This is a genomic window from Novosphingobium sp. BL-S-20 (genome assembly GCF_055521635.1).
Genome location: NZ_CM145494.1, coordinates 745,163 through 761,561, shown reverse-complemented (window position 1 = coordinate 761,561; position 16,399 = coordinate 745,163). Strand labels below are relative to the sequence as shown.

Here is a 16,399-nt window from a genome sequence, read left to right as displayed (position 1 = left end):
GTTGGGAGCTTTAAATCCGTCAGATCAGACGAACTTGAGCGCCTTGACCGTCTTCACGCCCGGAAGCGAATTGGCCGCCTTGAGCACGTCTTCCGACACGGCATTGTCGACCGAAAGCAGCAGCACGGCTTCACCGCCGGTATCGCGGCGACCGAGGTTGAAGGTGCCGATGTTGATCTCGTTCTCGCCCAGCAGGGTGCCGATGCGGCCGATGAAGCCCGGCGCGTCCTCGTTGACGATGTACATCATGTCGCCAGCCAGCTCGGCTTCGACCTTGATGCCGAACATCTCGACCAGACGCGGCTCGCGGTTGTTGAACAGCGTGCCGGCCACCGAACGCTCGCCCGCTTCGGTCTTCACCGAAACGCGCACCAGCGTGTGGTAGTCGCCTTCGCGCTCGGTCTTCACTTCGCGCACTTCAAGGCCGCGCTCCTTGGCGAGGAACGGCGCGTTGACCATGTTCACGGTGTCCGACTGGACGCGCATGAAACCGGCCAGCACGGCAGCGGTGATCGGCTTCTGGTTCAGTTCGGCAGCCGCGCCCTCAACGTGGATCGAGATGCGGGGAACCGAATCGCGGGTCAGCTGGCCGACCATCGAGCCCAGCATTTCGGCGAGCTTCATGTAGGGCTTCAGCTTCGGCGCTTCCTCGGCCGAAAGCGAGGGCATGTTGAGCGCGTTGGTGACGCCGCCGTTGACCAGGAAGTCGGCCAGCTGCTCGGCAACCTGAAGCGCCACGTTGACCTGCGCTTCGGTGGTCGAGGCGCCAAGGTGTGGGGTGCAGATGAAGTTCGGCGTGCCGAACAGCGGCGAGTCCTTGGCGGGCTCGGTCTGGAACACGTCGAGCGCGGCACCGGCAACATGGCCGTTGTCGAGCATGGTCTTCAGTGCGGCTTCGTCGATCAGGCCGCCACGCGCGCAGTTGACGATGCGCACGCCCTTCTTGGTCTTGGCCAGGTTCTCGGCCGAGAGGATGTTGCGGGTCTGGTCGGTCAGCGGCGTGTGCAGCGTGATGAAGTCCGCCTTTTCGAGCAGGGTGTCGAGATCGGCCTTCTCCACGCCCATTTCGACGGCGCGTTCCGGGGTGAGGAACGGGTCGAACGCAACGACCTTCATCTTCAGGCCGAGCGCGCGGCTGGCGACGATCGAGCCGATGTTGCCGGCGCCGATCAGGCCCAGCGTCTTGCCGGTGACTTCAACGCCCATGAAGCCGTTCTTCGGCCACAGGCCCTGCTGGGTCTGGGCGTTGGCTTCGGGGATCTGGCGGGCCAGCGCGAAGATCATGGCGATGGCGTGTTCGGCAGTGGTGATCGAGTTGCCGAACGGCGTGTTCATAACGACGACGCCTTGGGCCGAAGCGGCCGGGATATCGACGTTGTCGACGCCGATACCGGCGCGGCCGATCACCTTCAGGTTCTTCGCAGCGGCGAGGATTTCCTTGGTGACCTTGGTCGACGAACGGATCGCGAGGCCGTCATAATCGCCGATGCGGGCGATCAGCTGCTCGGGGGTTTCGCCGGTGATGACGTCTACGTCGCAGCCACGAATCTCGAAGATACGGGCGGCATTGGGGTCCATCTTGTCCGAAATGAGGACGCGGGGCTTGGTCATGGAATTATTCCTTCACTCGTCATCCCAGCGCACGCTGGGATCGCAGGCCGCAAGCGCGGCGCTCGGTTGAAAGCGGTCCCAGCTTTCGCTGGGACGACGTTGAAAATCAGGCAGCAGCCTTGACGGTGGCGTAGGCCCAGTCGAGCCACGGTCCCAGCGCCTCGATGTCGGCGGTGTCGACCGTCGCGCCGCACCAGATGCGCAGGCCCGCAGGGGCATCGCGGTATCCGGCGACGTCGTAGGCCGCGCCTTCCTTTTCGAGGACGGCGGCGAACTTCTTGATGAAGTCTGCATCCGCGCCTTCGACCGTAAGGCAGACCGAAGTCTTCGACCGCGTGCCGGAATCAACCGCAAGGTGGCCCAGCCAGTCACGCTCGGCGACGATCTTGTCCAGCGCGTGGGCATTGGCGTTCGAACGCGCCTTCAGACCTTCGAGACCGCCCAGACCCTTGGCCCATTCCAGAGCGAAGATCGCATCCTCGACGGCGAGCATCGAAGGTGTGTTGATGGTTTCGCCCTTGAACACGCCTTCTGCCAGCTTGCCCTTCGACACAAGGCGGAATACCTTGGGAAGCGGCCATGCCGGGGTGTAGTTTTCCAGACGCTCGACCGCGCGGGGGCCGAGGATCAGGACGCCGTGGCCGCCCTCGCCGCCCAGAACCTTCTGCCAGGAGAAGGTGGCAACGTCGATCTTGGACCAGTCGATGTCGTAGGCGAAGACTGCCGAAGTGGCGTCTGCGAAGGACAGACCTTCACGGTCTGCCGGGATCCAGTTGGCGTCCGGAACGCGCACGCCCGAAGTGGTGCCGTTCCAGGTGAAAAGCACGTCGTCGGACCAGTCGATCTTGTCGAGGTCGGGCAACTGGCCGTAGTCGGCGCGGAACACGGTGGGTTCCAGCTTGAGCTGCTTGACGGCGTCGGTAACCCAGCCCTCACCGAAGCTTTCCCAGGCCAGCGCGGTCACGCCGCGGGCACCGAGCATGGTCCACATGGCCATCTCGAAGGCGCCGGTGTCCGAACCGGGGACGATACCGATGCGATGCGTGTCGGGCAGCTGCAGAACTTCGCGCATCAGATCGATGCAATACGCAAGGCGCGTCTTGCCGATCTTGGCGCGGTGCGAGCGGCCGAGAGCTTCGGTGTTCAGTTTTTCGGGGGCATATCCGGGCGGCTTGGCGCAGGGACCGGACGAGAAGTGCGGACGCGCAGGCTTGCGGGTCGGAACAGCAATAGGCGCTTCCGCGCCTTGGGGAAGCGTAGTACCATCAGTCATTTCTGACTCTCCTTACAGAGAGCACGCGCGGCGTTGGGACCGCGTGGCCCGGAGCCGCATCTAAAGAGGGCGGGAAATTTGTCAAACGATTCTCCGGACCCTTGCGACAGATCGTTTCCCGATTTCGTCGTTTCGCAGCCGTTCGCTGCGCAAAACGCCCGGAATTCCGCGCGTTCGATATCCGGTGGAAAACTGCGCTCGCGCGATTCCAGCCTGGTCCTGCCATGGGTAAGGTCCGGTTCACCCAAGGCCCGGATGCTTGAGCCGGATGATGAAACCCAGCCCCCGTCTGCACCGACTGCTGTTCGCCCTGCCGTTCATCGCCGTTCTGAACGGTTGCATCGATCGCCCCGAGCATCCGCGCGGACGCGGTTCTCGGCCCTCCACCCAGTCGCGCCCCGCCGCGCCGCCGGTATCGCGGGATTTGCGCCAGTGCATGGCGACGCTCGACGCGCAGAACGCCGTGTTCACGCCGGTGACCGACAAGTATTATGGAAACGGCTGCTCGACGCTGGGCACAGTGAAGCTCTCGGCACTCAACACCGATCGCGCCACGGTATCCGTCACCAACCTCGGCCCGGTAACCTGCACGACGGCAACGCCCTTCGCCGCCTGGGCGCGCTACGGTGTAGACAGGGCCGCGCAGCAGATTCTCGGCAGCCGCATCCTCTCGATCGAGACTTACGGCAGCTACAATTGCCGCAACATCGCGGGCACGGCACGGCGCTCGGGCCATGCCACCGCCAATGCCATCGACGTTTCCGGCTTCGTGCTCGCCGACGGCCGCCGCATCAGCGTGCTGAACGACTGGAGCAACGGCACCCCTGCCGAGCGCCGCTTCCTGCGCGTCGTCCACGAAAGCGCCTGCAAACGCTTCGGCACGACGCTAGGCCCCGACTACAACGAAGCCCACCGGAACCACTTCCACCTGGAAGCGAACGGTTCGAGTTTCTGCCGTTAACGCGGCAGCTTGGGCACTACTTTCTGGCTTGAAGTGAAAGAGAAAAGCAGGGGATCATAGACCCCCTGCACCCCCAATACCGTCTAGGTCATGCCCAGCCTATCCGTCGTGCGCCCATGGTAGCGTCGGGAGACTTATTGGCTGCGCCGCAAGGAGCGCACTACGGATAGGCGGCGCGCGGCGCAGACATTCCGAGGGTCTGGGGGATCATCCCCCAGGACTTCCTCTTCTTCAAACCTTAGCCTGCTCCAACTTCGGACTCAGCACATGCACGACGGCCAGCGCCACCAGATAGGCGCTCGCGCAAATCGCGAAGAGCACCTCATAGCTATGCGTCGCATCGAGGATGTAGCCCGCGAAGAGCGCCATGCCCATGCCGCCGAACGCGCCTACCGTACCACCGATCCCGACCACCGAACCGACCGCACCGCGCGGGAATACGTCCGAGGGCAGCGTGTAGAGGTTCGCCGAGAACGCCTGGTGCGCCGCCGTGGCCAGGCCGATGACGAGCACCGCCGACCAGACGCTGTCGATGCTCTGCGCAAACCAGATCGGCAGGACGCAGAAGGCGCAGATCAGCATCGTGATCTTGCGGGCGAAGTTGGGGGTCTTGCCCGCCTTGATGAGCTTCGAGGAAAGCCAGCCGCCGCCCACGCTGCCGAGATCGGAGATCAGGTAGATTCCCGCCAGCGGCAGGCCGAAGGTCTTGAGGTCGAGGTCATAGCGCTCGAACAGGTAGCCGGGCAGCCAGAACAGGAAGAACCACCAGATCGGATCGATCAGGAATTTACCAAGCGCGAACGCCCAGGTTTCCCTGACCGTGAGCAGCTTGCCCCAGCCGATCTTCTCGACCGGGTCGGCGGGGTCCTGCTGAATCCAGGCGAGTTCGCCGCGGGTGACGCGGGCGTGCTCGGTCGGGTGGCGGTACATCGCCCACCAGGCGACGAGCCAGAGAATGCCGAAAATGCCGGTGACGAAGAAGGCCATGCGCCAGTCGAACCAGAGCACCAGCAGCGGCACGATCAGCGGCGTCAGGATCGCACCGACATTGGCGCCCGCGTTGAACAGGCCGATCGCGAAGGCGCGTTCCTTCTGCGGGAACCAGTCGGTCACGGCGCGGATGCCCGCAGGGAAATTGCCCGATTCGCCGATGCCCAAGCCAAAGCGCGCCATCGCGAAAGAAGTCACGCCGCTGGCGAAACCATGCGCCATGTGGCTGACGGTCCAGATCACCAGCGCGACGGCATAGCCTACCCGCGCGCCCAGCACGTCCACCACTTTGCCGAACGAGAGATAGCCGATGGCATAGGCGAGCTGGAACCAGAAGACGATTCCGGCAAAGTCGGATTCGGTCCAGCGGAACTCGGCTTCCAGCGTGGGCTTGAGTACGCCGATCATCTGCCGGTCGACGTAGTTGATCGCCGTCGCCGCGAAGAGCAGCGCGACGATCACCCAGCGGTAGCGCCCGGCCGTGGAATGAATGGCAGTGGGTTGGGTTACCGTCGTTTCGATCCCTGCGCCTTCAATCGGAGGGCTTTCGGTGATTTCCCCGGCACCTGCGTTCATCTGATCCTGCTCCCTTTTCGGCGGCACCGTTTTCGGGCCTGCCGATCGATCTCTCCCAGGCGGTCTATGCCGCCACGATCCTGCAACCGGCGCTGCCATGCCCTTCGAAACGGGCCAGCACTTCCTGCCCCGGCACTACCGGATGAACTCCGGTAACCGCGCCGGTCGAGATCCAGGCGCCGCCGCTGCAATCGATGCCGCGGGCGGACAGATTTGCCAGGAGGAAACGCACTGCGCCCAGCGGACCGTCCAGCATGGTCGCGGTCGTCGCCGAGGCGATCTCCACGCCCTCGATCTCGAAGCGGACGGTGATCGTCTCGAAGGCAGCGTTTTCCCAGCCCTCCAGCACCGGGCCGACCACTAGCCCGGCATTGTTGCCGAAGTCGGATATGGTCACCGGCGGCCCGTCGGCATTGATGCCGGGATAAGGCGAACTGGCCACTTCGATACCAATGTGAACGGCATCGAGCAGCTTGCGGGTCGCTGCGTCGTCGGCCGGAATCACGCCGTCCCAGCCGGATGCGACATGAAGCAGGAATTCCGCTTCCGCCGCCGCGAAGCCCTTGGCGAAAACCGGCATTTCGGGCACTTCGCCCACCGCCGCAGTGACCACGCTATCCGCAAAGATCGGCCCCGCCAGACGATCGGCACCGAGACGCGCATCTTCGGGCACGTTGATCCTGCCCACCTTCCAGCCCGCGACCTTGCGCCCGTCGATCCCGATGGCCAGGTCCTGGATGGCATAGGCCGCGGCGAGGTCGGAAGGCGCTTCGCCGGGGTATGTGGTCAGGGCGCGTTTTTCGCGCCGCGCCGCCACGAAAGCACCCGCAACCGTGCGCGCCTTTTCGTGAAACGCCTGTTCGTTGAAGCTCATCCCCATCCCTTCATTGTTCTTGTCGTGTGGTTAAAGGAAACCGGTGTCATTGGCAAATCAAAAGCGGACGGATCGCTCGCCATCCAGCACTATCAGAGCGTTACGCCGCGCTTCCAGACAGCGATGGCGCGCTGACCGCCGCGTTCCGAAGCGGTCGGTTCGCCGCTGGCTATCGCGCAGATTTTCCGCAGGAATGCGGCATCGGCCACCTCCTGCCCCTCCTCCAGCGCGATCGAGGCGTCGAAATCGATCCAGTGCGGCTTGGCCTCGGACAGGCGGCGGTTGGACGCCACTTTCACGGTCGGCACCGGGAAGCCCAAAGGCGTGCCCCGTCCGGTGGTGAACAGCACGAGCGTAGCACCCGAGGCCGCCAGTGCGGTGGAGGATACCGCATCGTTGCCCGGTGCTTCCAGCAAGGTCACGCCGGGGACGCTCGCCTGCCCGCCATAATCGATGACATCGGCCAGCGGCGCCGAGCCTGCCTTCTGCACTGCGCCGAGCGACTTTTCTTCCAGCGTGGTGATCCCGCCCGCAAGATTGCCCGGCGAGGGGTTTTCCGAAACTGGCAGACCCTGGTCGAGGTAATAACGCTTGAAACGGTTCACCAGTCCTGCCGCCGCCTCGAACACCTCGCGCGAGGTCGCGCGGTCGAGCAGGGCTTGTTCGGCGCCGAATATCTCGGGAATTTCGGTGAGAATGGCCTTGCCGCCCGCTTCCGCCATCGTCTCGGACAAGCGCCCGAGCAGGGGATTGGCGGTGAGGCCGGAAAACCCGTCCGAACCGCCGCATTTGAGACCAATGGTGAGCGCTGACAACGGCAATTCGCTACGCTCAGCCTTCGCCGCTTCCGCCACGAGTTCGTCGACGAGCGCGCCCGCCTCCTCGATCTCGTTGCCCGCCGACTGGCTGGAAAGCAGCCGCAGCTTGGAGCGCGCCCAGACCGGCACTGCCGCGACCAGGGCATCCAGTTGGTTCGATTCGCAGCCGAGGCCCAATAGCAATACGCCAGCCGCATTGGGGCTGGCCGCAAGGCCAGCCAGCAGCGCGCGAGTACCGTCGAGATCGTCGCCTAGCTGAGAGCAACCGTGAGGATGGGCGAAAGCATGGACACCGTCGATCTTTCCGGCGGCAATCAACTCCGCATGGCGCGCCTGCGCCTCGCGCGCGACCTGTTCGGCGGTCATGCCGACGCAGCCGACCGTTGGCAGAATCCAGATCTCGTTGCGAGTCGCCGCGCGTCCATCGGCCCGCAGATAGCCGCGCCAGGTCAGGTCGGTATCCGGCCTTGCAGCATGACTCTCCCCCGCACCGAGTTGCGGAGAATAGGCGAGTTCCCCTGCCAGCGCGGTCGCGACATTGTGGGTGTGGACATGGCTTCCCGCCGGGATCGCGCGGGTCGCGCGGCCGATCGGCTGGCCGTACTTAACCACCGTATCGCCCTCGGCAATATCGGCGAGCGCGAACTTGTGCCCCTGCCCCACTTCATCCCGCAAGGTCACGCCTTCCGCGATCTCACCGGCAGCGAGCGGACGCAAGGCGACGGCTACGGTGTCGCGGGGATGGATACGAATCGAGGCGGGGATTTCGAAGGACATCGTCTGACCGGAGCTAGGGAGAAATTGAGGACTTCCATCATATGGAAACCGGTGTCATCTTGCCTTTCCGCACGCAGGAAGGCAAGCGGAAGAGCAATTGTCCGAAAATGCCCATTCCGGGCATTTAGGGGCGGCACCGGCCCGCGCCCCCGCCCGACCTCCCATAGGGTACTATCGTTGGGAGGTCGGGCGGGGGCGCGGGCCGGTGCCGCCCAAATCCGCCTAATGCGGATTTCAGACAGCCAGAACATATCGGGCGAAACCGCGTGGCGGGGCCGTCAAAAGGGGCAAGGATGCCGGACGAAACCAAACGCGACACCAAGCCGACCATCAACGATGTCGCGCGCCTTTCCGGCGTGTCCAAGAAGACCGTCAGCCGCGTCATCAACAAGTCTCCCCTGCTGGGCCAAGCCACGCGCGAGAAGGTCGAGGCGGTTATCGCCGAAATCGGCTACGTGCCCAATCTGCAGGCCCGCGCGCTTGCCCTGCGCCGCAACTTCCTGATCGGGCTGATCCATGACAACCCGAACGCGCAAATGGTGCTCGGCGTGCAGGAGGGCATTCTCGAAGCCATTCGCGACACCGAGTTCGCGCTCGTCGTCCGCCCGGTCGATCGCCATTCGCCGACGATGCTCGACGATATCCGCCGCTTCATCGAACAGCAGCGGCTCTACGGCGTGCTGCTGCTGCCGCCGATTTCCGAAAACGACGGACTCGCAGAAGTCTGCCGCGATCTGGGCTGTACGCTGGTCCGCATGGGTTCGGCCCGGCTCGACGACGACAACCACCTCGTCGCCTCGAACGACCGCCATGCGGTGAAGGAAGCCGTGTCCTGGCTGACCAGCCTCGGTCATCGCCGCATCGGCTTCATCGCCGGGCCGGAGGGTTTCCGCTCCGCCCACGAGCGCGAACTGGGCTTCATCGACGGCCTCGCCTCGGCGGGTCTCAAACTCGACCCCGCCCTGTCCGAACGCGGCAACTACCGCTTCGAATCGGGGCGCCTCGCCGGAGAAAGGCTGCTCTCCGCCGAGCCGCGCCCCACCGCGATCTTTTCCAGCAACGACGAGATGGCGGCAGGCGTGCTTCACGCCGCCCGCGCCAAGGGCATTTCCGTGCCCGAGCAACTCTCGATCATCGGCTTCGACGATACCGCCATCGCCGCGCATATCTGGCCGCCGCTGACCACCGTGCGCTGGCCGATCCTGCCGATGGCCACCGCCGCCGCGCACAAGCTGATCGATCCCGGCGGTGCTTCCGAGCAACCCTCGCTGTTCCTGTCGGACCTCGTGCGCCGCGCCTCCGTGGCACCGCCCGAACGCACATCCTGAACACCTTACGGGCGGACATGGGGACAATCGCGCCCTTCGCATCATTGACACCGGTTACCAAGACCGGATAAGACTTGACCTGAAACGCAATAGCGTCCCACTATACGGAACCGAATTCCACAAGGGAGAGACCCCGTGTTCTGCAAGACCTACCACGCCACCCATCCCGACATGATGGAGTGCGTCTCCAACGAGGAACTGCGCGATCGCTACCTCGTCGGCGGCATGTTCGAGGACGGCAAGGTCAACCTCAACTATTCGCACAACGAGCGCTTCGTGATCGGCGGCGCGGTGCCCTCGCAGGGCCCGCTCAAGCTGCCCGCGCAGACCGAACCGAAAAGCGCCGAGGGTCATCCCTTCCTCGAACGCCGCGAAGCGGGCATCATCAACATCGGCGGCCCCGGCGCGATCACGGTCGACGGCCAGCGCTTCGAGATGCAGAACAAGGAATGCCTCTACCTGCCGATGGGCACCGACGAGGTGATCTTCGAAGGCGAGACCGCGCGCTACTACATCGCCTCGGTTCCCGCCCACAAGGCCTGCCCGATCAAGCACATCACGCTGGAACAGGCCAATCCGCTCGCCCGCGGCGACCTCGCCAATTCGAACCAGCGCACGATCTACCAGCTCGTGATCCCCGGCGTCTGCGAGAGCGCGCAGCTGCTGCTCGGCCTCACCGTGCTGGAGGAAGGTTCGGTCTGGAACACCATGCCGCCGCACCTCCACGACCGCCGCAGCGAAATCTACCTCTACTTCGACCTGCCCGAAGAGAACGACCGCATCTTCCACTACATGGGCGAGCCGGACCAGATGCGCCACATCGTGATCGCCAACGAGGAGGCCGTCATCAGCCCGCCCTGGTCGATCCACATGGGTTCGGGCACCAAGAAGTACGCCTTCATCTGGGCCATGGGCGGCGAGAACCTCGACTATACCGACCTCAACGTGCTGGATATCTGCCAGCTCCAGTAAAGGGCTGGCCCTGCTCCCCCGACAGCACGGGGAGCGCGTCGGCGAAGCGGTCTGCAGACGGCTTCGCCACGCTCGCAATGACGGGATTTGGGACAGGACGGAATTTATGGCGATTTCCTTCAGCCTCGAAGGCAAGGCCGCGCTCGTGACGGGCGCCAATACCGGGATCGGGCAGGCCATTGCCGTGGCGCTCGCCGAAGCGGGCGCCGACGTGGCCGTCGCGGGCCGCAGCGAACCAACCGAAACCCTCGCCCTGATCGCGGCGACCGGCCGCAAGGCGGTGAACATCAAGGCCGACCTCTCCTCGATCGAGCCCGTGGGCCGGGTGATCGACGAGGCAGTCGCGGGCCTCGGCAAAGTGGATATCCTCGTCAACAATGCCGGGATCATCCGCCGTGACGACCTGCTCCAGTTCTCCGAAGAGGACTGGGACGCGGTGATGGACACCAACCTCAAGACCCTGTTCTTCCTCAGCCAGGCGGCGGCGAAAGGCATGGTGGAGCGAGGAACGGGCAAGATCGTCAACATCGCCTCGCTGCTCACGTTCCAGGGCGGCATCCGCGTGCCCAGCTATGCGGCGGCGAAGTCTGGCGTAGGCGGGGTTACCAAGGCCATGGCCAATGAGCTTGCTGCCAAGGGCGTGCAGGTGAACGCCATCGCGCCGGGCTACATCTCCACCAACAACACCGCAGCCCTCCAAGGCGACGAGACGCGCAACCGCCAGATTCTGGAGCGCATCCCCACCGGACGCTGGGGCGACCCCAAGGATATCGCAGGCGCGGCGGTGTTCCTCGCCTCCCCGGCCTCGGATTATGTTAGCGGTCACATTCTAGCCGTCGACGGCGGCTGGCTGGCTCGCTAAGACCGATTCCATGACCGGACATGTGACCTGCTTCGGCGAAGTCCTGCTGCGCTTCGCCACCCCCGCGCACCGCCTGATGGTGCAGTGTGATTCGCTCGACATGGTAGTGGGCGGGGCCGAGGCGAATGTCGCTTCCGGCCTCTCCTCTCTGGGCCATGCGGTGCGCATGGTCACGCGCCTGCCAGCCAGCCCGCTGGGCGACAAGGCCCGCGCAGCGTTGGGCGCGGCGGGCGTGGATACACGCCACGTCACCGGCGGCGCGGGCCGCATGGGGCTTTACTTCCTCGAAAGCGGCGCAGGTCTTCGTCCTTCCGCGATCACTTATGACCGCACGGGCAGCACTTTTGCGACAAGCGCGCCGCAGGACTTCGACTTTGCCTCTGCGCTTGACGGCGCGCGGCTGCTGCACCTTTCCGGCATCACCCCGGCGCTCGGCCCCGGCGGTGTAGCCCTTGCCAAGGCGGCGGTGCGCGCGGCGCAGGAAGCCGGCGTACCGATCTGCTTCGACGGCAATTACCGCGCGCTGCTCTGGGAAAGCTGGGACAGCAATCCGCGCGAGGTCCTGACCGAACTGGTCTCCGCCGCCACGGTGATGATCGGCAACCACCGCGACATCTCGCTGCTGCTGGGCAAGGCTTTCTCCGGTGACGGCGAGGACCGCCGCCGTGAGGCTGCCGAGGCTGCCTTCGCCGCCTTCCCGAACCTCCAGATCATCGCCTCCACCGCGCGCCATGTGGTCAACGCCGCACACCACCGCATCGCCGCGCGGATCGACGCGCGCGAGAGCGGATACCAGACCGACGAGGTCGAAGTGACCCAGATCGTCGACCGCATCGGCACCGGAGACGCCTTTGCCGCGGGCGTGCTTCATGGCTGGCTGAATGGGGCGGATATTCAGAAAATGGCACAGGCCGGGCTGGCCTATACGGTGCTGAAGCACTCCCTGCCCGGAGACATGTGCCTGATCGGACCGGGAGAACTCGATGCCTTTTCCGCTTCAGGAGGCGACGTCAGGCGCTGAAGCCACGCGGCGCGCTGTGCTGGTCGGCGGAGCTATCGCGCTCGCCGCCGGTGCTGCGCCCCTTCGCGCCACGCCGCCGAAAATGGCGGTCGCAGGCCGCTATCGTGGCGTGGTCGATAACGGAATCAGCCAGTTCAGGGGCATCCGCTACGGTCGCGCGGCCCGCTTTGCCGGCGCCGTGGCCGAACCGTGGGATGGCCCACCTCTGGAAGCCTCGCGCTTCGGCCCGATCTGCCCGCAGCGTGGACTAGACGACCAGCCCCAGTCCGAAGACTGCCTGTTCCTTAACGTCTGGACGCCCGAGGCGAACCCTGCCGCGAAGCGCGCGGTCATGGTCTATTTCCACGGCGGCGCCTATACCACCGGCTCGGTCACCGATCCGCTGACGCAAGGCGCGAAGCTGGCGGCCGACGGCGACGTGGTGGTCGTCACCGTCAACCACCGGCTCAATGCGCTGGGCTATGCCTGGCTGAAGCCCTTCGGCGCCAGATACTCGGACAGCGGCAATCTCGGCCAGCTCGACCTGATCCTCGCGCTGCAATGGGTGCGCGCGCATATCGCCGCGTTCGGCGGCGATCCGGCGCGGGTCATGGTGTTCGGCCAGTCCGGCGGCGGCGCCAAGATCGCCACGCTCATGGCCATGCCAGCGGCCAAAGGCCTGTTCCACTCCGCCGCAACGATGAGCGGGCAGCAAGTGCAGGCCAGCGGCCCGATGCACGCCTGGGCGCGCACGCAGGCGCTGATGAGCGCACTCAAACTCGCACCCGGCGATGTCGAGGGACTGCGCACCCTCCCCATCGAACGGCTGATCGAGGGGCTGACCGCCACCGATCCGGTGATGGGCAGCGGCCCGGTCTACTTCGGCCCGGTGCTCGACATGACCAACCTGCCGCGCCACCCGTTCTGGCCCAATGCCGCGGGGCAGTCGCTGGCGGTGCCGATGATCCTCGGCAACACGCATGAGGAAACCCGCGCCTTCCTCGATCCGCGCGGGGCCAAGCTCAAGGGCCTCGATTGGAGCAACGTAGCCGAGCGCATGGGCCGCGAGGTGAAGATCGACCTCGACCCGCAATGGGTAATCGACCAGTATCGCGCCCGCGAACCGGGCTGGAGCGTGGAACAGGTGTTCTTTGCCGCGACCACGGCAGGCCGCTCCTGGCCGGGACAAGTGATCGAGGCCGACGAACGCGCCAAGGCCGGGGCAAAGGCCACATGGGTCTATCAGCTGGAACGCCCCTCCCCGGTCGATCCCCTGCGCGGCGCGGCGCATACCGACGACATCCCCTATGCCTTCGGCACGCTCAATGCACCGGGAAGCTTTTCGGGGACGGATGCCAAGGCCAAGGCGCTGAGCAAGGCAATGATGGACGCCTTCACCGGCCTAGCGAAGACCGGACGTCCGGGACTGGCGGACTGGACGAACTACGCCCTCCCCTCCCGCGCGACGATGGTGTTCGGCGATAGGGTCCGCATGGAGAACGACCCTCGCGGCTGGCAGCGCGAACTCTGGGCCAAAGCGCCCTACGTCCAGCCCGGCACCTGACTTCCTCCCCGGCACGGGGAGGGGGACCGCCCGAAGGGTGGTGGAGGGGCACAGGCCGATGCCGCAACGATCGAGACCGAGCGCCTTGCCCGAACCTGCCCCTCCACCATGCTGCGCATGGTCCCCCTCCCCGTGCCGGGGAGGAAGCTAGATCATCAGCCATACCACCGCGCCACACCCGACCACCTGCACCGCCACGATCGCACGCAGGCGATTGACGAAAGGCTGCTTGCGCGTCTTGTGCCGCAGGACATGGCGCGCCAGTAGCGCCCCCGGCGAGCCGCCGACCGCTGCGAAAGTCAGCAACCGCCGCTCGGGCACGCGCCTGCCGCCCGCCATCGCCCGCCCTTTGTCGAAGGCGAAGGCGAAGAAGGTCATGAAATTCACAAGGCCGAGATAGCCCGCAAGCAGCGCATTGATGGTCATGCCCGGCGCCATTCCAGCCCGGCGCCACCGCGTCCAGCCCAAAGCTATTCGCAAGACTGGCCGGATTGCCCCCAAACTGTCATCATGGCATGCAAGGGGCAATCGCTGTTACGGAGCAGATGTGAAGACCCAGGATATGCTCGAAATTCGCGAAACCGTCGAAGAACAGGAAAGCGGCACCGCCGAAGATCTTTCCACCCAGCCCGCGCGGTTCTTCAACCGCGAGAAAAGCTGGCTCGCGTTCAACGAGCGCGTTCTCGCCGAAGCCACCAATCCGAACTATCCCCTGCTCGAACGGCTGCGCTTCCTGTCGATCTCCGGCAGCAATATCGACGAATTCCTGATGGTCCGCGTCGCCGGTCTCGCCGGACAGGTGCGCCGCCAGATCGAGGAAATCTCGACAGATGGCCTCACCCCCTCGCAGGCGCTCGCCTCCACGCACGAGAAAGTGCTCGAACTCGAACAGATCCAGCAGGACACCTGGGCGGGTCTCAAGCTGCAACTGGCCGAAGCCGGCATCCGCGTGATCGGCGACGAACGTCTCGATCCCGAGCGCGAAACCTGGCTGCGCAGCTACTTCCTCGAACAGGTCATGCCGGTCATCACCCCCCAGGCGATCGACCCGGCCCATCCCTTCCCCTTCGTCGCCAACCAGGGCATCGGCGTGATGTTCGCGCTGACTCGCCTGGCCGACGATGCCCCGGTCATGGAAATGGTCCTGATCCCCGCCCCCCTGCCGCGCTTCGTGCGCATTCCGGGCGAGGAAGCGGCATGGATTTCGATCGAGGACCTGATCTGCCGCAATGCCGGCGAGCTGTTCCCCGGTTTCGCGGTGAACGGACACGGCGTGTTCCGCATCCTGCGCGACAGCGACATCGAGATCGAGGAAGATGCCGAGGACCTGGTGCGTTACTATCGCACCGCGATCCAGCGTCGCCGCCGCGGCATCGTCATCGTGCTCCAGCTCCAGGGTGCCTTCGACCCTTCGGCGGAGGGAGTGTTGCGCAACCAGCTCGGCCTCGACAAGGCCCTCATCATGAAGACCGAAGGGCTGATCGGTTTCTCCGGCCTCTCCGCGATCTGCGACGAGGACCGGCCCGAGCTGAAGTTCGAGCCTTATACCCCGCGCTACCCCGAACGCATTCTGGAGCATGACGGCGACATCTTCGCGGCGATCCGCGAGAAGGACATCGTCGTTCAGCACCCCTACGAGAGCTTCGAGGTGGTGATCGACTTCCTGCGCCAGGCCGCGCGCGATCCGGATGTGATCGCGATCAAGCAGACGCTCTACCGCGCCGGCAAGCAGTCCGCCATCATCTCGGCGCTGATCTATGCCGCCGAACAGGGCAAGTCGGTAACCGCCGTGGTCGAGCTGAAGGCCCGCTTCGACGAGGAGCAGAACCTGCTCTGGGCCAGCCAACTTGAGCGCGCGGGCGTCCAGGTGATCTACGGCTTCGTGGACTGGAAAACCCACGCCAAGACCTCGATGATCGTGCGCCGCGAAGGCGATATGAGCAATGGCGGTGGCTACCGTACTTATTGCCACTTCGGCACCGGCAACTATCACCCGATCACCGCGCGCATCTATACCGACCTCTCGTACTTCACCGCCGATCCGGCGATCGGGCGCGACGTCGGCCGCCTGTTCAACTTCATCACCGGCTACGTCGAACCCAAAGTCACCGAATGCCTGTCGATCTCGCCGATCTCGCTGCGCAGCACGCTCAACGATTGCATCGATGCCGAGATCGAGAATGCCCGCGCCGGCAAGCCCGCAGCGATCTGGGCCAAGCTCAACTCGCTGACCGACGCCGACCTGATCGACCGCCTCTACGCCGCCAGCAAGGCCGGAGTGGACATCGAACTGGTCGTTCGCGGCATCTGCTGCCTGCGTCCGGGGATCGAGGGCCTGTCGGAGAATATCACGGTAAAATCCGTGATCGGTCGCTTCCTCGAACACTGCCGCATCTGGGCCTTTGCCAACGGTGAGGAAATGCCCAACCGCCGCGCCCGCGTCTTCATCACTTCGGCCGACGGCATGAGCCGCAATCTCGACCGCCGTGTCGAAGTCATGGTGCCGATCACCAACAAGACAGTGCACGACCAGGTGCTCGACCAGGTCATGCTGGCCAATCTGCTGGACACCGAACAGTCCTGGATTCTCCATCCGGACGGCACTTCGGAACGCGTGGGCGAGAGCGACAACCCGTTCAATCTCCACCGCTATTTCATGACCAACCCGTCGCTTTCGGGGCGCGGTGCATCGCTTGCCAGTGGACGAAAGGTGCCAAAGCTCTCGCTAAGACGCGGCAACATCTGACATAGGGAGCGCAGGCAGCCCGCTCTCGGGCGATTCGTCTGAACGGA

General features: G+C 65.0%; 13 protein-coding genes. 7 read left to right on the top strand and 6 right to left on the bottom strand.

Going from position 1 to position 16,399, the window contains the following annotated elements:
* Positions 1–24: 24 nt before the first annotated feature.
* Complete coding sequence (gene serA, locus ACZ1II_RS11215) at positions 25–1,611, bottom strand: phosphoglycerate dehydrogenase (RefSeq protein ID WP_465146510.1); 1,587 nt, start codon at positions 1,609–1,611, stop codon at positions 25–27.
* 106 nt (positions 1,612–1,717) lie between these two features.
* Complete coding sequence (locus ACZ1II_RS11210; protein WP_465146509.1) at positions 1,718–2,884, bottom strand: phosphoserine transaminase; 1,167 nt, start codon at positions 2,882–2,884, stop codon at positions 1,718–1,720.
* A gap of 271 nt (positions 2,885–3,155) precedes the next feature.
* Between ACZ1II_RS11210 and ACZ1II_RS11205 the strand changes: the two genes are divergently transcribed.
* On the top strand, positions 3,156–3,845 hold the full coding sequence (locus tag ACZ1II_RS11205; RefSeq protein ID WP_465146508.1) for an extensin-like domain-containing protein: 690 nt from the start codon (positions 3,156–3,158) through the stop codon (positions 3,843–3,845).
* A gap of 231 nt (positions 3,846–4,076) precedes the next feature.
* Here ACZ1II_RS11205 and ACZ1II_RS11200 read toward each other — a convergent pair whose 3' ends face one another.
* The 3 genes from ACZ1II_RS11200 to ACZ1II_RS11190 form a co-directional block, all read right to left on the bottom strand.
* The gene (locus ACZ1II_RS11200; RefSeq protein WP_465146507.1) at positions 4,077–5,411 is read right to left on the bottom strand and encodes an MFS transporter; all 1,335 of its coding nucleotides are present in this window, start codon (positions 5,409–5,411) and stop codon (positions 4,077–4,079) included.
* A gap of 64 nt (positions 5,412–5,475) precedes the next feature.
* Positions 5,476–6,291, bottom strand: coding sequence for a 2-keto-4-pentenoate hydratase (locus tag ACZ1II_RS11195; RefSeq protein WP_465146506.1), 816 nt, complete (start codon positions 6,289–6,291; stop codon positions 5,476–5,478).
* A gap of 86 nt (positions 6,292–6,377) precedes the next feature.
* Positions 6,378–7,880 (bottom strand): UxaA family hydrolase, encoded by a 1,503-nt coding sequence (locus tag ACZ1II_RS11190; protein ID WP_465146505.1) that lies wholly within the window; start codon positions 7,878–7,880, stop codon positions 6,378–6,380.
* Positions 7,881–8,173: 293 nt separating this feature from the next.
* On the opposite strand from ACZ1II_RS11190, the gene ACZ1II_RS11185 reads away from it, so the two are divergent.
* The 5 genes from ACZ1II_RS11185 (at position 8,174) to ACZ1II_RS11165 (ending at position 13,606) form a co-directional block, all read left to right on the top strand.
* On the top strand, positions 8,174–9,208 hold the full coding sequence (locus ACZ1II_RS11185; RefSeq protein WP_465146504.1) for a LacI family DNA-binding transcriptional regulator: 1,035 nt from the start codon (positions 8,174–8,176) through the stop codon (positions 9,206–9,208).
* Positions 9,209–9,343: 135 nt separating this feature from the next.
* Entirely contained in the window at positions 9,344–10,180 is an 837-nt protein-coding gene (kduI, locus tag ACZ1II_RS11180; RefSeq protein ID WP_147218575.1) for a 5-dehydro-4-deoxy-D-glucuronate isomerase, read from the top strand.
* Between the two features lie 106 nt (positions 10,181–10,286).
* On the top strand, positions 10,287–11,042 hold the full coding sequence (gene kduD, locus ACZ1II_RS11175; protein ID WP_465146503.1) for a 2-dehydro-3-deoxy-D-gluconate 5-dehydrogenase KduD: 756 nt from the start codon (positions 10,287–10,289) through the stop codon (positions 11,040–11,042).
* A 10-nt stretch (positions 11,043–11,052) separates the two neighbouring features.
* Positions 11,053–12,063, top strand: a complete 1,011-nt coding sequence (locus ACZ1II_RS11170) for a sugar kinase (protein ID WP_465146502.1) — start codon at positions 11,053–11,055, stop codon at positions 12,061–12,063.
* Positions 12,026–13,606, top strand: a complete 1,581-nt coding sequence (locus ACZ1II_RS11165; protein ID WP_465146501.1) for a carboxylesterase/lipase family protein — start codon at positions 12,026–12,028, stop codon at positions 13,604–13,606. Before ACZ1II_RS11170 ends, ACZ1II_RS11165 begins: the two co-directional genes overlap by 38 nt.
* 147 nt (positions 13,607–13,753) lie before the next feature.
* Here ACZ1II_RS11165 and ACZ1II_RS11160 read toward each other — a convergent pair whose 3' ends face one another.
* Positions 13,754–14,032, bottom strand: a complete 279-nt coding sequence (locus ACZ1II_RS11160) for a DUF1294 domain-containing protein (protein ID WP_465146500.1) — start codon at positions 14,030–14,032, stop codon at positions 13,754–13,756.
* Positions 14,033–14,168: 136 nt separating this feature from the next.
* On the opposite strand from ACZ1II_RS11160, the gene ACZ1II_RS11155 reads away from it, so the two are divergent.
* Positions 14,169–16,352: an RNA degradosome polyphosphate kinase gene (locus ACZ1II_RS11155; protein WP_465147283.1), complete on the top strand. Its 2,184-nt coding sequence runs from the start codon at positions 14,169–14,171 to the stop codon at positions 16,350–16,352.
* The last annotated feature ends 47 nt before the right edge of the window (positions 16,353–16,399 follow it).

Excerpts from the sequence above, each read along its gene's own strand:
- ACZ1II_RS11190 (WP_465146505.1), bottom strand. The coding sequence starts at position 7,880 with ATGTCCTTCGAAATCCCCGCCTCGATTCGTATCCATCCCCGCGACACC.
- ACZ1II_RS11155 (WP_465147283.1), top strand. The coding sequence starts at position 14,169 with ATGCTCGAAATTCGCGAAACCGTCGAAGAACAGGAAAGCGGCACCGCC.
- ACZ1II_RS11200 (WP_465146507.1), bottom strand. The coding sequence starts at position 5,411 with ATGAACGCAGGTGCCGGGGAAATCACCGAAAGCCCTCCGATTGAAGGC.
- ACZ1II_RS11195 (WP_465146506.1), bottom strand. The coding sequence starts at position 6,291 with ATGGGGATGAGCTTCAACGAACAGGCGTTTCACGAAAAGGCGCGCACG.
- serA (WP_465146510.1), bottom strand. The coding sequence starts at position 1,611 with ATGACCAAGCCCCGCGTCCTCATTTCGGACAAGATGGACCCCAATGCC.
- ACZ1II_RS11160 (WP_465146500.1), bottom strand. The coding sequence starts at position 14,032 with ATGACCATCAATGCGCTGCTTGCGGGCTATCTCGGCCTTGTGAATTTC.
- ACZ1II_RS11165 (WP_465146501.1), top strand. The coding sequence starts at position 12,026 with ATGCCTTTTCCGCTTCAGGAGGCGACGTCAGGCGCTGAAGCCACGCGG.
- ACZ1II_RS11170 (WP_465146502.1), top strand. The coding sequence starts at position 11,053 with ATGACCGGACATGTGACCTGCTTCGGCGAAGTCCTGCTGCGCTTCGCC.
- ACZ1II_RS11210 (WP_465146509.1), bottom strand. The coding sequence starts at position 2,884 with ATGACTGATGGTACTACGCTTCCCCAAGGCGCGGAAGCGCCTATTGCT.
- ACZ1II_RS11205 (WP_465146508.1), top strand. The coding sequence starts at position 3,156 with ATGAAACCCAGCCCCCGTCTGCACCGACTGCTGTTCGCCCTGCCGTTC.
- ACZ1II_RS11185 (WP_465146504.1), top strand. The coding sequence starts at position 8,174 with ATGCCGGACGAAACCAAACGCGACACCAAGCCGACCATCAACGATGTC.
- kduD (WP_465146503.1), top strand. The coding sequence starts at position 10,287 with ATGGCGATTTCCTTCAGCCTCGAAGGCAAGGCCGCGCTCGTGACGGGC.